This is a genomic window from Nocardia sp. NPDC003693 (assembly GCF_053981095.1).
In genome coordinates this window covers 15270-31338 of sequence record NZ_JBSFNO010000066.1, presented here as the reverse complement: position 1 = coordinate 31338, position 16069 = coordinate 15270, and the positions used below count along the sequence as shown (strand labels likewise).

At 72.8% G+C, this 16069-nt stretch carries 3 protein-coding genes; all 3 read left to right on the top strand.

The window, feature by feature from the left end; all coding sequences use genetic code 11:
- The first annotated feature begins 193 nt into the window (after positions 1-193).
- The 3 genes from ACWDOP_RS37925 to ACWDOP_RS37915 are packed head-to-tail and all read left to right on the top strand — an operon-like array spanning position 194 to position 16022.
- Positions 194-15598 carry an amino acid adenylation domain-containing protein gene (locus ACWDOP_RS37925; protein ID WP_456348932.1) on the top strand — a complete coding sequence of 5135 codons (15405 nt, stop codon included), beginning with the start codon at positions 194-196 and terminating at the stop codon, positions 15596-15598.
- Positions 15595-15828, top strand: a complete 234-nt coding sequence (locus ACWDOP_RS37920) for an MbtH family protein (RefSeq protein WP_454202170.1) — start codon at positions 15595-15597, stop codon at positions 15826-15828. Before ACWDOP_RS37925 ends, ACWDOP_RS37920 begins: the two co-directional genes overlap by 4 nt.
- Positions 15825-16022, top strand: a complete 198-nt coding sequence (locus ACWDOP_RS37915; protein ID WP_454202169.1) for a hypothetical protein — start codon at positions 15825-15827, stop codon at positions 16020-16022. The genes ACWDOP_RS37920 and ACWDOP_RS37915 overlap by 4 nt, the downstream gene beginning before the upstream one ends.
- Positions 16023-16069 lie beyond the last annotated feature (47 nt).

Here is a 16069-nt window from a genome sequence, read left to right as displayed (position 1 = left end):
ACAATCGGCGCCCGGCGTTCCCGCGGGCCTGGATCTCGAACTGACCTACGCCACCGACCTGTTCGAGGACGCCTCCGCGCGGCGCCTGGTCGAGCGCTTCACCCGGGTCCTGACCGCGGCCGCGGCCGCCCCGGACACCCCGGTCGGCGAGCTGCCGCTGCTGTCGGGCGCCGAGATCGCCGCGCTGACACCGGTGTGCGGCCCGCAGGCCGCGCCGGCCGGCACGCTGCCGGAGATCTTCACCGCCGCGGCCGCCGTCGATCCGCACGCCATCGCGGTGCGCTTCGGCACCCACGAGCTGACCTACGCAGAACTCGATCGCCGGTCGAACCGGCTCGCCCGGCTGCTCATCGACCGCGGCGTGGGACCGGAATCGATCGTGGCGCTGGCGATCTCGCGATCGATCGAATCGGTGTGCGTCACCGTGGCGGTCACCAAGACCGGTGCGGCCTTCCTGCCGGTCGACCCCGCCTACCCGCGCCCGCGCCAGGAACACATGCTCACCGATTCCGGTGCGCGCGTGGGTCTCACGACGCAGGAGCATCGCGACGAGTTGCCGTCCACGAGCGTCACCTGGCTGGCGCTGGACGACCGGGCGATCGTGAGCGCGCTGTCGGAGGTGTCCAGCGCGCCGATCACCGACGCGGATCGGGTCCGGCCGCTGCGGATGTCGCACCTGGCCTACCTCATCTACACCTCCGGCTCGACCGGCGTCCCCAAGGGCGTGGCCGTCACGCACGCGGGCATCGCGAACTTCACCCGGACCATGGCGGACCGGTTCGGGGTCGGTTCCGATTCGCGCACACTGCATTTCGCCTCGCCGAGCTTCGACGCCTCGATCCTGGAACTGCTGCTGACCTGGGGTGCGGGCGCGACCATGGTGATCGCCCCGCCGCAGATCTACGGCGGTGAGGAACTGGCCGAGCTGCTCGAACGCGAAGCGGTCACCCACGCCTTCCTCACCCCGGTTGCGGTGGCCGGGCTCGGGGCGGGCGGGCGGACCCTGCCCGCACTGCGCGGGCTCGTCGTCGGCGGCGACGCCGTCGGCGCCGAACTGCTCGAGCGCTGGGCGGGGGACCGCGAGCTGTTCAACGCCTACGGGCCCTCCGAGGCCACGGTCGCGGTCGCGATCTCGCACGCGCTGTCCCCGGACCGGCAGGTGGTGCTGGGCGGGCCGATCCGTGGCGCCGGGCTCGCGGTGCTGGATCGCCGCCTGCGTCCGGTACCGGTCGGCGTCGCCGGTGAGCTCTACATCGGCGGCGCGAGCGTGGCACGCGGCTATCTCGCGCGGCCGAGCCTGACCGCGTCGCGCTTCATCGCCGACCCCTACGGCGCCGCGGGCGATCGCATGTACCGCACGGGCGATTTGGTGCGCTGGACGGCCGAGGGCGAACTGGTGTTCCTGGGTCGCGGTGACGACCAGGTCAAGGTGCGCGGATTCCGCATCGAACTCGGCGAGATCACCGCCGCGGTGGCGGGCGAGGCGGGTGTCGGCTTCGCGCACACCGAGGTTCGCACCGACGCGGGCGGGCGCGCGCACGTGGTGACCTACGTGCTGCCCGAGGGCGATACCGCGCCGGACGTGCGCGCCCTGCGCACCGCGCTCGGCGCCCGGCTGCCCGCACACATGGTGCCCTCGGCGATCGTGGCGCTGACCTCGATTCCGTTGTCGCCCGGCGGCAAACTCGATCGCAAGGCGCTGCCGGAACCGGTCTGGGACCTGGGCGTCGCGGGCCGCGACCCGGCCACGCCGAACGAGGCCCTGGTGGCCGCCGAGATGGCGCGCATGCTCGATCGCGAGCGGGTGGCCGCCGATCACAGCTTCTTCGAACTGGGCGGCAACTCGCTGTCCGCGACCCAGCTGGTCTCCCGGCTCGCGGCCGCCTGCGGGCATCGGCTCGCGGTCAAGGCGGTCTTCGAGCATCCGACCCCCGAGGCGCTGGCCCGGCTGCTGGATCAGGCGGCGGGCGAACCGATCTCGAATCGGCCCCGGCTGACCGCGAACGGCCGCCCGGCGCGGGTGCCGCTGTCCTCGGCACAGCGGCGGCTGTGGTTCCTGAACCAGCTCGACACCGATTCCGGCGCGTACAACATCCCGGTGGCGCTGTGGTTGCGCGGCGACCTGGACGAGCCGGCGTTGCGCGCCGCGCTCACCGATGTCCTTGCCCGGCACGAGATTCTGCGCACCCTGTATCCGCAGGACGCGCAGGGGCCGCATCAGGTCGTCGTTCCGGTGGAGGAGGTGCCGCTGAGCCTGACCGTGCTGCGGGCCTCGGCCCTCGAGGTCGATTCGCACGTCGCGGCCGCGGCCGAACAGGGCTTCGACCTGACCACCGAACTGCCGATCCGCATGGATCTGGTGCGCACCGGCAACGAGGAGTACGCGCTCGCGCTCATCGTGCACCACATCGCCATGGACGGCTGGTCGCTGGCCCCGTTGGCGGCCGACATCAGCACCGCCTACATCGCGCGGCACGCGGGCCGGGCCCCGCAGTGGGCGCCGCTGCCGGTGCAGTACGCGGACTTCGCGGTCTGGCACGAGGACTTGGTCGGCAGTGAAGACGACCCGGAAAGCGTTGCCGCACAGGAGCTCGAGTACTGGCGGGCGCGCCTGGCCGCGCTGCCGGACTGCCTCGAGCTGCCCGCGGATCGCCCGCGGCCGGTGGTCGCCACCCACGGCGGCGGATCGGTGCGCGCCCGGGTCGAAGCCGATCTGCACACCCGGGTCGCCGCCCTCGCGCGCCGGCACGACGTCAGCGAGTTCATGGTGCTGCACGCCGTGCTCGCGGTGCTGCTGGCCCGGCTGGCCGGGACGTCCGACATCGCAGTCGGCACCGCCATCGCCGGGCGCTCGGAACCCGAATTGGAAGCGCTCATCGGCGCTTTCGTCGGCACGCTGGTGCTGCGCACCGAGGTCGACGGCAACGCCGCGTTCACCGACCTGCTGGCGAGCGTGCGCGAGAGCGATCTGGCGGCCTTCGCGCACGCCGATCTGCCGTTCGAACGACTGGTGGAGGAGCTGAACCCGGTGCGCTCCACCGCGCATCACCCGCTGTTCCAGGTGAGTCTGTCGGTCGACAACTTCCCGGCGCCCGCCGTGCGCCTGCCCGGGCTGGACCTGTCCGTCCACCGGGTCGACCCCACCGTCGCGAAGTTCGATCTGCAGTTCGCCTTCACCGCCGTGCCGCCGTCTCCGGGCGACCCGGGCGCCGCCGGTCTCGAACTGTGCCTGACCTACGCGACGGACCTGTTCGACGAGACCACCGCCGTGGAGCTGACCAGCCGGTTCGTGCGCCTGCTGGCCTCGGCCGTCGCCGAACCTGGTGCGGCGGTGGGTGATCTGGAACTGCTCGATCCCGAGCAGGTGCGCGCCCTGGCCCCGGTCCGGGGGCCCGCGGTGCGCGAATTCCGCACCCTGCCGGAGCTTTTCGCGACCGCCGCCGCGAACCCGGCGCATACCGCGCTGCGCACCCCGACCGGCGACCTGACCTACGGCGCTCTCGACGACTGGTCGAACCGGTTGGCCCGCACCCTCATCGCCGAAGGTGTCGGCCCCGGTGACGTGGTGGCACTGGGCATGGGCCGCTCGATGGAATCGGTCGTCGCCACGGTCGCCGTGGCCAAGACCGGCGCGGCCTACCTGCCGGTGGACGTGCGCCACCCCGCCGATCGGATCCGGCACATGCTCACCGATTCCGGTGCGGCGCTGGGCCTGACCACCGCCGCGGACAGCACCCGTCTGCCCGCCGACCTCGACCTGCGCTGGCTGCCGGTGGAGGACTCGGGTGAGCTGTGCACCCCGGTGACCGACGCCGACCGGACGCGACCGCTCTCGGTCGACGACATCGCGTACGTCATCTACACCTCCGGTTCCACCGGTGTCCCCAAGGGCGTCGCGGTGCCCCATCGCGGGCTGGCGGCCTTCGCGGCCGAACAGCGCGACCGCTACGCCGTGCGATCCACCAGTCGCACACTGCATTTCGCCTCGCCCAGTTTCGACGCCTCGGTGCTGGAACTGCTGCTGGCCTGGGGCGCGGGCGCGACCATGGTGGTCGCCTCGGCCGACAACTTCGGCGGCGACGAGCTGGCCGAGCTGCTCGAGACCGAAGCGGTCACGCACGCGTTCATCACCCCGGCCGCGCTGGCCGACATCGACATCGCGCGCCGGCCGCTGCCCGCCCTGGGCTGCCTCGTCGTGGGCGGCGAGGCGGTCGGCGCGGATCTGGTGGCCCGCTGGGCCGCCGGCCGCGCGATGTTCAACGCCTACGGGCCCTCCGAAGCCACCGTGGCCCCGGTCATCTCGGACGCGCTCGTCCCGGATCAGCCGGTGCTGCTCGGCCGCGCTATTCGCGGTGCGGCGCTGGCGGTGCTCGACGCCCGCATGCGCCCGGTACCGGTCGGCGTCGCGGGTGAGCTCTACGTCGCGGGCGCCGGCCTGGCGCGCGGGTACGTCGACCGCAACGGCCTGACCGCGGCGCGGTTCGTGGCCAATCCCTACGCGGCGACGCCGGGCGAGCGCATGTACCGCACCGGCGACGTCGTGCGCTGGACCGCGAGCGGCTCGCTGGTGTTCGTCGGGCGCGGCGACGACCAGGTCAAGATTCGCGGATTCCGCGTCGAACTCGGCGAGATCAGCGCGGCCGTGGCCGAGCTGGCGGGAATCCGCTTCGCGCACACCGAGATCCGGCACGACGACGCCGGTACCCCGCGCATCGTCAGCTACATCGCCGGCGACGGGGCGCTCGACGCGGGCGCCGTGCGCACGCACGCCGCCGCTCGACTGCCCGGGTACATGGTGCCGACCGCGGTCGTGCTGCTGGACACGATTCCGCTCTCGCCCAGCGGCAAGCTCGATCGCCGCGCGCTGCCCGCTCCGGTCTGGGAACTGGCACAGGGCCGCGAACCCGCCACGCCCAGTGAGGTTCTGGTGGCCGAGGCCATGGCCGAGGTCGTCGGGCGCGATCGGGTCTGTGCCGATCACGACTTCTTCGAACTCGGCGGCACCTCGCTCTCGGCGACCCGGCTGGTCGCCCGGCTCGCCGCCGCGACCGGGCGTCAGCTGGGCGTGCGGGCGGTCTTCGAACATCCCACCCCGGAGCAGCTGGCGCGGGTGGTCGACGAACTGCTCGCCCGCGATTCGGACGTGCCCGAGCTGTCCCGCGGGCACCGCCCCGGCCGGATTCCGCTCTCCCCGGCACAGCAGCGACTGTGGTTCCTGAACCGGTTCGACACCGACTCGGGGGCCTACAACATTCCGGTGGCGCTGCGCCTGCGCGGCCCGCTGGACGAGCAGGCGCTGCGCGCGGCGCTGCTGGACGTCGTGCAGCGGCACGAGGCGCTGCGCACGCTGTTCCCCCAGGACGCCGAGGGGCCGCACCAGCAGGTGCTGCCGCTCGATCGGTCGGACAGCCCGATCGGCCGAAACCCGGAGGCGGACACCAGCGTTGCGAACAGGGCCCCGGTGCGCACCGCGCGCTTCACCCTGCCGGTGTCCGAGCTCGCCACCGACGCCGTCGCCGAGCACCTGAACGACGCGGCCGCGCGGGGCTTCGATCTGGCGACCGAGCTGCCGCTGCGCGCGGAACTGCTGCGGGTCGCCGCCGACGATCACGTGCTCCTGGTGGTCGTGCACCACATCGCCGCCGACGGCGGATCGACCGCGCCGCTGGCCGGGGACCTGGCCACCGCGTACGCCGCCCGGCGGCGCGGGCAGGCTCCCGACTGGGCCGAATTGCCGGTGCAGTACGCCGATTTCAGTCTGTGGCAGCAGGCGGTGCTCGGCGACGAGACCGATCCCGAGAGCCGGGCCGCGCGCCAGCTCGCCTACTGGAAGGAGCGGCTCGCCGGACTGCCGGACGTCCTGGAACTGCCCGCCGATCGCGCGCGCCCGGCCGAGCGGACCCAGCTCGGCGAGTCGGTCACCGCCCGGCTCGAGGGCTCCTCGCACGCCGCGCTCACCCGCCTGGCCCGCGACAACAACGCGAGTCTGTTCATGGTGCTGCACAGCGTGCTCGCGGTGCTGCTGGCCCGGCTCGCCGGAACGGGCGACGTCACGGTCGGCACCCCGATCTCCGGGCGCGCCGACGCCCGGCTGCACCCGCTGATCGGCATGTTCGCGGGCACCCTGGTGCTGCGGACCGAGGTCGATCGCGCCACCCGGTTCACCGAACTGCTCGCCGCGGTGCGCGAGCACGACCTCGACGCCTTCGCGCACGCGGAGATTCCGTTCGAACGCCTGGTGGAGGCGGTGGACCCGGTGCGTTCGACCGCGCACCACCCGCTGTTCCAGGTCATGCTGTCGGTGCACGACGCGATGCCCGAACTGCCGCACCTGGACGACGTGGTGATCCGGGTCGAGGACATCGCCCTCGAGATCGCCAAGTTCGATCTGCAGTTCACCTTCACCCAATCGCACACCGCGGCGGGCGATCCGGACGGCCTCGACATCCGCCTGACGTACGCCACCGACATCTTCGACGCGGACACCGCCGCGGAACTCTGCGCGCGGTTCGTCCAGTTGCTCGCCGGGGTCAGCGGCCGCCCGCACATCCCGGTCGGCGACTTCGACCTGCTCTCGGTCGCCGAGCGCGCCGCCTCGGCGCCCGCGCGCGGCGTCGGCGGGCCCGTGCCCGCCACCCTGTCCGAGATCTTCACCGCCGCCACCGCCTCCCGCGAAGCCCTTGCCGTGGTATCGGATTCGGGCTCGATGAGTTACGGCGAACTCGACGAGCGGTCCAATCGGGTGGCGCGCGCGCTGATCGCGCGGGGCGTCGGCCCCGGCGACACCATCGCGGTGGGACTGCCGCGGTCGCTGGAATCGGTGCTGGCCGCGGTCGCGGTCACCAAGTCCGGCGCCACCCTGGCCCCGGTCGATCTGCGCTACCCGGCCGACCGCATCGCCCACATGCTCACCGATTCCGGTGCGCGCCTGGGCATCACCACCGCGGCCAATCTCGCGGATCTGTCCACGGAACTGACCTGGCTCACCCTGGCCGATCTGGAAGCGGGCGAGTCCGCCGCGCCCATCTCCGATTCCGAGCGGATCCGCTCGCTGGCCCTGGACAACGTCGCGTACCTGGTCTACACCTCGGGTTCGACCGGCAAACCCAAGGGCGTCGCGGTCACCCATCGCGGGCTGGCCGGGTTCTCGGCCGAACAGCGGGAGCGATTCCGGATCGACTCCGACAGCCGTACCCTGCATTTCGCCTCGCCGAGTTTCGACGCCGCGATCCTGGAGATGCTGCTGGCCTGGGGCGCGGGCGCGACCATGGTGCTGACCTCGCCCGAGATCTTCGGCGGTGACGAACTCGCCGCGTTCCTGGACCGCGAGCGGGTCACCCACGCGTTCATCACGCCGGCCGCGCTGGCCAGCATCGATGTCCGCCGCTGGCCGCTGCCGGCCCTGCGCAGCCTGTGCGCGGGCGGCGAGGCCGTGGGCCCGGAACTGGTGGCGCGCTGGGCCGATGACCGCTCGATGTTCATCGGCTACGGCCCCACCGAGACGACCATCATGAGCGTCATCTCCGATCCGATCGGCGCGCACGACCCGGTGGTGCTGGGCGGCCCGATCCGCGGCACGACCGTCGTGGTGCTCGACGAGCGCTTGCGCCCGGTGCCGCCGGGGGTCTCCGGCGACCTCTACATCGGCGGCGACGGCCTGGCCCGGGGCTACCATCAGCGCCCCGGCCTGACCGCGCACCGCTTCGTGAGCAATCCCTTCGCGGCGAACCCGGGCGAGCGCATGTACCGCACCGGCGACGTCGTGCGCTGGACCCGGTCGGGCGTGCTGGCCTTCGTCGGCCGCAGCGACGATCAGGTCAAGCTGCGCGGATTCCGCGTCGAACTGGGCGAGATCACCGCGGTGGTCTCGGACGGACCGCGGATTCGCTTCGCGCACACCGAGGTCCGCAAGGACGCCGCCGGGCGGCAGGCGATCGTGTGCTACGTCGTGTCCGAGGACGATCCACTGGACGTGGCCGCCCTGCGCGCCGGCGTCGCCGAACGGCTGCCGGTGCACATGGTGCCCGCGGTGTTCGTTCCGCTGGCCTCGATCCCGCTCTCGCCCAACGGAAAACTCGACCGGCGGGCCCTGCCCGAACCGGTCTGGGAGGCCGCGGCCGAGGGCCGGGAGCCGAGCACGCCCACCGAGCGGCTGGTGGCCGGGGTCATGGCCGAGGTGCTCGGGCACGACCGCGTCTACGCCGATCACGGGTTCTTCGAACTCGGCGGCAACTCGCTCTCGGCCACCCAGCTGGTGGCGCGCCTGACGGCCGCGAGCGGAGTGCCGCTGGCGGTGCGCGCCATCTTCGAACACCCCACGCCCGCCGAACTGGCGCTGCTGCTCGATGATTCGGCCGGCACGGCCGCGGGCCGCCCGGCGCTGGTCGCCGCGCCCCGCCCGGACCGGGTGCCGCTGTCGCTGGCACAGCAGCGCCTGTGGTTCCTGAACCGCTTCGACCCGGGCTCGGCCGCCTACAACATCCCGCTCGGACTGCGCCTGAACGGGACGCTGGACGCGACGGTGCTGGCCCAGGCCGTCGCCGACGTGGTGGCCCGGCACGAGGTGCTGCGCACGCTGTTCCCGGAGGACGCGCACGGCCCGCACCAGGTGGTGCTGAGCGCGGCCGAGGCCCAACTGCCGTTCGCCCGCATCGCGTCGAGCCCGCAGTCCGTGCTCACCGACGCCTTCGATGTCGCGGCGGCGGGATTCGATCTGGCCGTGGAGATTCCGATCCGCGCGGCGCTGCTGCGCGTCGGCGAGGACGAGCACGTGCTGGTCGTGGTGATCCACCACATCGCCGCGGACGGCTGGTCGCTCACCCCGCTGGCCGGGGACCTGGTCGCCGCGTACGGCGCGCGCAGCTCCGGCGGTACGCCGCAGTGGCGCGAATTGCCGGTGCAGTACGCCGATTTCAGTGTCTGGCAGCGCGAACTGCTGGGCGCCGAGGACGATCCCGAGAGCCTGACCGCGCGGCAACTGGCCTACTGGACCGAGAGCCTGGCCGACCTGCCCGAATGCCTGGAACTGCCGGCGGATCGCCCGCGCCCGGTGGTGGCCTCGCACCGCGGCGGGTCGACCTCGGCCCGGATCGAGGCCGATCTGCACACCCGCCTGGTCGAGGCCGCGCGCGGCCACGACGCCAGCGTGTTCATGGTGCTGCACGCGGTACTGGCGGTGCTGATCGCCCGCACCAGCGGCACCGGCGACATCGCCGTCGGCACCGCGGTGGCCGGGCGCGGCGACGCCGCGCTCGACGAGCTCATCGGCATGTTCGTCGGAACCCTGGTGTTGCGCACCAGGATCGACGGCGGCGCGAGCTTCGACGAGGTGCTCGCCTCGGTGCGCGAGGCCGATCTCGACGCCATGGCCCACGCCGACCTGCCGTTCGAGCGCCTCGTCGAGGTGCTCAACCCGGTCCGCTCGACAGCGCACCACCCGCTGTTCCAGGTGAGCCTGTCGCTGACCAATATGGGTGTGCCGACCGTGCGCCTGCCCGAGCTCACCGTGGCCGGGTTCCCGGTCGATCCGGGCCTGGTCAAGTGCGATCTGCAGTTCACGTTCTCCGAAACGCACACCGCGACCGGCGAACCGGACGGCATCGAGATGACGCTGTCCTACGCCACCGACCTGTTCGACGCCGCCACGGCGGATCGGATGAGCCGGCGCTACGTGCGGTTGCTGGCGGGCCTGCTGGCCGATCCCGCGGCCGCGGTCGGCGACGCCGACCTGCTCTCGGCCTGGGAGCGTTCGGTGCTCGCGCCGGCGCGCGGTGCACGGGCGGCGAGTTCGATCACCCTGCTCGAGTTGTTCGAGCGCGCGGTGACCCCCGGGCACCCGGCGATCGTCGCGGGGGAGCGGACGCTGACCTACGACGAGCTCGATGCCTGGACGAACCGCTTGGCACGCAAGCTGATCGGGCGCGGGGTCGGCCCGGGCGACGTGGTCGCGCTGGGCCTGGCGCGCTCGGTGGAATCGGTGGCGGGATCGCTGGCCATCGCCAAGACCGGCGCGGCGTTCCTGCCGGTGGACATTCGCCATCCGCTCGATCGAATCCGGCACATGCTCACCGATTCGGCGGTGCGGTTCGGTCTCACCGTGCCCGGTGATCGGGCCGCGCTCCCCGACGACCTCGGGATCGAGTGGATGCTCGTGGGCGGGGCGGCCGAGCTGCCGGAGTTCTCCGACGCCCCGGTCACCGACGCCGAGCGGATCCGCATCCCGCGCCTGGACGACCTGGCGTACCTGATCTACACCTCCGGCTCCACCGGATTGCCCAAGGGCGTCGCGGTCACCCACCGCGGACTGCTCAATTGCGCGGAGGTGCAGCGGGTTCGGTTCGACGTCGACCGGTCCGCGCGCACCATGCACCTGGCCTCGCCGAGCTTCGACGTGGCCGTGCTCGAACTGCTGCTGGCCTGGTGCGGCGGCGCGACGATGATCATCGTCCCGATCGACGTCTACGGCGGCGACGATCTGGCCGAGCTCATCGACGCCGCCGGGGTGACGCACGTGGTCATCACCCCGGCCGCGCTGGCGAGCATGGACGCCGACCGCTGGTCGCTGCCGACCCTGCGCACGCTCGTCGTCGGCGGCGAGGCGTTCGACCAGGAACTGGTGCAGCAGTGGGCCCGCGGCCGGGACATGGTCAACGGCTACGGCCCGTCGGAGGCGACCATCGCCACCACCTTCTCCGAGCCCATGCACCCGGATCGGCCCATCGTGCTGGGCCGCCCGATGCGCGGGGTCAGCACGGTGGTGCTCGACGCTCGTATGCGGCCGGTGGCGCCCGGCTCGGTCGGCGAACTCTACGTCGGCGGCGTCGGACTGGCGCGCGGCTACCAGCACCGCCCGGCGCTGACCGCCGAGCGGTTCGTGGCCAACCCGTTCGGCGAGTCCGGGGAAAGGCTGTACCGCACCGGTGATCTGGTGCGCTGGAACGCCGACGGCGAGCTCATCTTCGCCGGGCGCGCCGACCACCAGGTCAAGGTGCGCGGGTTCCGTATCGAACTGGGCGAGATCTCGGCGGTCGTCGCGGCCTGCGACGGAATCCGTTTCGCGCACACCGAGGTTCGCAAGGACCACGGTGGCCGCGCGCACATCGTGTGCTACGTCGTCGCGCTCGAGGGCGTGACGGTCGAGGCGCGGGTGCTGCACGAGGTCACCGCCCAGCGCCTGCCCGCGCACATGGTGCCCTCGGCCTTCCTGATGCTGGAGTCGATTCCGCTCTCGCCCAACGGCAAGCTGGATCGCCGGGCCCTGCCCGAGCCCACGTTCACCGTGTCCGACACCGGCCGGGCCCCGCGCACGGCGGGGGAGAAGGTGGTGGCCGCCGCCATGGCCGAGGTCGTGGGCCGCGAGACGGTGTGCGCGGATCACAACTTCTTCGAACTCGGCGGAAACTCGCTCTCGGCAACGCAATTGGTCGCCCGCATCGCGGCGGCGTCGGGCTGCCGGCTCGAGGTGCGCGCGGTGTTCGAACAGCCGACGCCGGAGCAGCTGGGCGCGGTGCTCGAGCGCGCGCTGGCCGCCGGCGGCGGTGATCGGCCCGCACTGGTGGCCGGGGCCCGCCCGGCCCGGATTCCGCTGTCCCCGGCGCAGCAGCGCCTGTGGCTGCTGAACCGGTTCGACCCCGCCTCCGGCGCGTACAACATCCCGCTGGTGCTCCGCCTGCGCGGCCCGCTGGACGCGGACGCGCTGAGCCGGGCCGTCGCGGACGTGGTGGCCCGGCACGAGGTCCTGCACAGCGTGTTCCCCGCCGACGGGGCGGGCCCGCACCAGGTGGTGCTGCCGGTGGCCGACCCCGCGCTCGCGGTGCCGCTCACCGAACTCACCGACACCGCCGCGGCGCAGTTCGCCCGCACCTTCCTCACCGCGGGTTTCGATGTGACACAGCAGATTCCGGTCCGTGCGGCGATCCTGCGGGTGGCCGCGGACGAGCACGTGCTGCTGCTGGTCATGCACCACATCGCCGCGGACGGCGCCTCGGCCGCGCCGTTGGCGGTCGACCTGGCCACGGCCTACGCCGCGCGGTCCGAGCACCGGGCCCCGGCCTGGCCGCCGCTGCCGGTGCAGTACGCCGATTTCAGCCTGTGGCAGCACGAGGTGCTCGGCAGCGACGCCGACCCGGACAGCTCGGCCGCGCGCCAGCTCGCCTACTGGACCGAGAAGCTGGCCGAGTTGCCCGACTGCCTGACCCTGCCCATGGATCGGCCGCGCCCCGCGGTGCCGACCCAGCGCGGAGCCTCGGTGTTCGCGCGGATCGACGCCGATCTGCACGACGAGCTCAACGAACTGGCGCGCTGGCACGGCGTCAGCGTGTTCATGGTGCTGCACGCGGTGCTCGCGGTGCTGCTCGCGCGTTTGGGCAGCACCGGCGACGTGGTGGTCGGCACGCCCATCGGCGGACGCGTCGATCCGCGCCTGGACGCGCTGGTCGGCATGTTCGTCGGCACCCTGGTGCTGCGCACCCCGGTGTCGAGTTCCGGATCGTTCGCCGAATTGCTCGACACCGTGCGCGAAACCGATCTGGATGCCTTCGCGCACGCCGACATCCCGTTCGAGCGGCTCGTCGAGGCGCTCGATCCGGCTCGCTCGGCGGCGCATCACCCGCTGTTCCAGGTCATGCTGTCGGTGCACAACGCGGTGCCGGGGCTGCCGCGGCTCGGCGCCGTCGAGGCCACCGCGGAGGATCCGGGCTTCGAGGTCGCCAAGTTCGATCTGCAGTTCACGCTGACCGAGACCCACACCCCGCACGGGGCCCCGGACGGGATCGAGCTGTGCGTGACCTACGCGCGGGATCTGTTCGACGCCGAGAGCGCGGAACTGCTGTGCGGCCGGTTCGTCCGGGTGCTGTCGGCCGCGGTCGCGGACACCTCCATCGCGGTCGGCGATCTCGAGCTGCTCGACCCGCGCGAAACCCGCACGCTGGTACCGGTATTCGGCGCCGAGTCGCGCGGCGCGATCACCTTCCCCGAGGTGTTCGCCGCCGCGGTCGCCGCCGCGCCGCGCACCGTCGCGGTGCGCGATCGCGAGATCCAGATGAGTTACGAGCAGCTGGACCGCTCCACCAACCGGCTGGCGCGGACGCTGCTGGCCCGCGGGGTCGGGCCGGAAACCGTGGTGGCGCTGAGCATTCCGCGCTCGGTCGAGGCGGTGCGGGCCATGCTCGCGGTGCTCAAGACCGGCGCCGCCTTCGTCCCGGTGGACCCGGCCTACCCGGCGCTGCGCAAGGAGCACATGCTCACCGATTCGCAGGTGGCCATCGGGGTGACCGTCACCCGCTGCCGGGCCGAGCTGCCCGACGGACCGCAGTGGCTGGCACTGGACGACCCGGCCTTCGCCGCCGAGACCCGGCTGTACTCGAGTGCGGCGCTCGCGGCGAGCGATCTGCATCGCGCGCCGCACCTGGCCAATCCGGCGTACCTGATCTACACCTCGGGTTCCACCGGTCTGCCCAAGGGCGTCAGCGTCACGCACGCGGGCATCTCCGATTTCGCCGCGGAGCTCACCGAGCGCGGCGGGGTCACCGCGGGCTCGCGGGTACTGCACTTCGCCTCGCCGAGTTTCGACGCCGCGATTCTCGAGGTGCTGCTCGCGCTCGGGGCGGCGGCGACCCTGGTGCTGGCCGACGCGAGCGTGGTCGGTGGCGCGGAACTGCGCGAACTGCTGCACGCCGAGCGGATCACGCACGCCTTTGTCACCCCGGCGGCGCTGGCGACGGTCGACCCGGCCGGACTGGAGGAGCTCGAGATGATCATGGTGGGCGGTGATCGCACCGGCCCCGAACTGGTGGATCGCTGGACCCTGAGCGCGCCGCAGCGCACCATGCTCAACGCGTACGGCCCCTCCGAGGCCACCGTGGCGGCGACGATCAGCGCGCCGCTGCGGCCCGGTGCGCCGATCACCATCGGCGGGCCGCTGCGCGGGTTCGGGCTCGCCGTGCTCGACACCCGGCTGCGGCCGGTGCCGATCGGGGTGCCCGGCGAGCTGTACCTGGCCGGGCCGGCGCTCGCCCGCGGCTACCACCGCCGGGCCGCGCTGACCGCGGAACGCTTCGTCGCCAACCCCTTCGGGCGTCCGGGTACGCGCATGTACCGGACCGGCGACCTGGTGCGCTGGCTGCCGCGGCCGGCCGGGCTCGAGCTCGAATACCTCGGGCGCGGTGACCATCAGGTCAAGATTCGCGGGTTCCGCATCGAGTTCGGTGAGATCGACGCCGCCCTCGTCTCGTTCCCGGGGGTGCGCGCCGCGACCACCATCGGCTACGACACCGCGTCCGGCGCAACGATTCTGGCGGCCTACGTGTGCGCCGACCCGGCGCCGATCGTGGCCGATCTGCGCCGGCACGTCGCGGCGCGGGTGCCGGGATACATGGTGCCGCAGGCGATCACGCTGCTGGAGGCGTTGCCGCTCACCCCGGCGGGCAAACTCGATCGGGCCGCGCTGCCCGAGCCCGAGCTGCTCGCAGGCGCTCCCTACCGGGCGCCGGGCACCCCGACCGAGGAACTGGTGTGCGCGGCCTTCGCCGCGGTGCTGGGACCGGCCGCGGTGGGCGTGGACGACAACTTCTTCGAGTTGGGCGGAAACTCGCTGCTGGCAACGCGATTGGTGACCGAGATCCGGGAGCGGACCGGAGCGGACCTGCCCATGCAGGCGCTGTTCCTGGACCCGACCCCGGCGGGCATCGCGGCCCGGATCGCCGATCCGGGCCCGGGCGCCGCCATCGAGTCCGCGCTGGCGCCGCTGCTGCCGATTCGGCCGCAGGGCACGCTGGCCCCGCTGTTCTGTGTGCACTCGGCCAGCGGCGTCGCCTGGAGTTACACCGGCCTGCTGCCGCACCTCGAGCCCGAACGTCCGCTCTACGGTGTGCAATTGCCGCATCTGACCGAGGACGAGACCGGGCTGGACACCATCGAACAGCTCGCCGGCCGCTACGTGCGCGAACTGCGAACCGTGCAGGCCGAGGGGCCGTACCACCTGCTGGGCTGGTCGCTGGGCGGGCTCATCGCGTACGAGATGGCCGCGCAACTGCGGGCGGAGGGCGACCGGGTGGCGGTGCTGGCATTGCTGGACAGCCGGATTCTGGCCGGTGAACACCAGGTCGCCGACCCCAGCGCGGGCGAGCTGCTCGCCGCGCTGCTCGGTGATTCGAGCCTGGCCGCCGAACACGTCACCGCGGCCCGGGCGGCCGAGCTGCTGCACGAGCAGCAGGGCCCGTTCGGCGCGCTCGACGCGACCCAGGTCGAGCGGCTCTACCAGGGCTACCTGGCCGGAACCAGCATGGCCTACCGCTACGAGCCCCGCGGCTACGACGGTGACCTGGTGTACTTCACCGCCACCGTCCAGGACACGCCCGCCCCCGACCGCCCGGCGCCGCCGGTGCCCGGGAGCGGACCGTGGCGGGACATCGTGGGCGGACAGATCCACGAGCACTTCATGCCCTGCTCGCACGTGGACATGGGCTCCCCGCGCGCCCTCGATCAGATCGGCCCGATCGTGCGCCGGCATCTGACCGAATCCGCGGACCGCACAGAGGTTTCCACCACCGGCGCCACCGGGCGCCGGTCCACCACCAGCACCGGAAGGGACAGCGCATGAGCGAGACCAATCCATTCGACAACGAGGACGGTCGTTTCGCCGTCCTGGTCAACCTCGAGGGCCAGCACTCGCTGTGGCCCGATTTCGCCCCCGTCCCCGACGGCTGGCAATCGGTGCACGAGGGCACCCGCGCGGCCTGCCTGGCCTACGTCGAGGAGCACTGGACCGACATGCGCCCGACCAGCCTGGTCGCCGCCATGGCCGCCGACCCCGTCGCCACCGACCGATGAGACCGCCCCGGACCGTGGCCCTGCCCGCGATGGCCCTGTTGATCGTCGCCGGCGGCAGCGCGAGCTGCCTGCCCGGCGGGATCGCCGGCGCACACCGGCCCTCGAAGGAACTGGACCTGTTCGCCCCCGCCGCACCCGACCCGGTCCATCCCCACTACACCCGGCCCGCCACACCCTTGCCCCTATCGATCTGATCCACGCCCGCCCGCCCGCCGAACCGGCGGGCGGGCCGAAAGACGCA

Coding starts and splice junctions, on each gene's coding strand:
- ACWDOP_RS37920 (WP_454202170.1), top strand. CDS start 15,595: ATGAGCGAGACCAATCCATTCGACAACGAGGACGGTCGTTTCGCCGTC.
- ACWDOP_RS37915 (WP_454202169.1), top strand. CDS start 15,825: ATGAGACCGCCCCGGACCGTGGCCCTGCCCGCGATGGCCCTGTTGATC.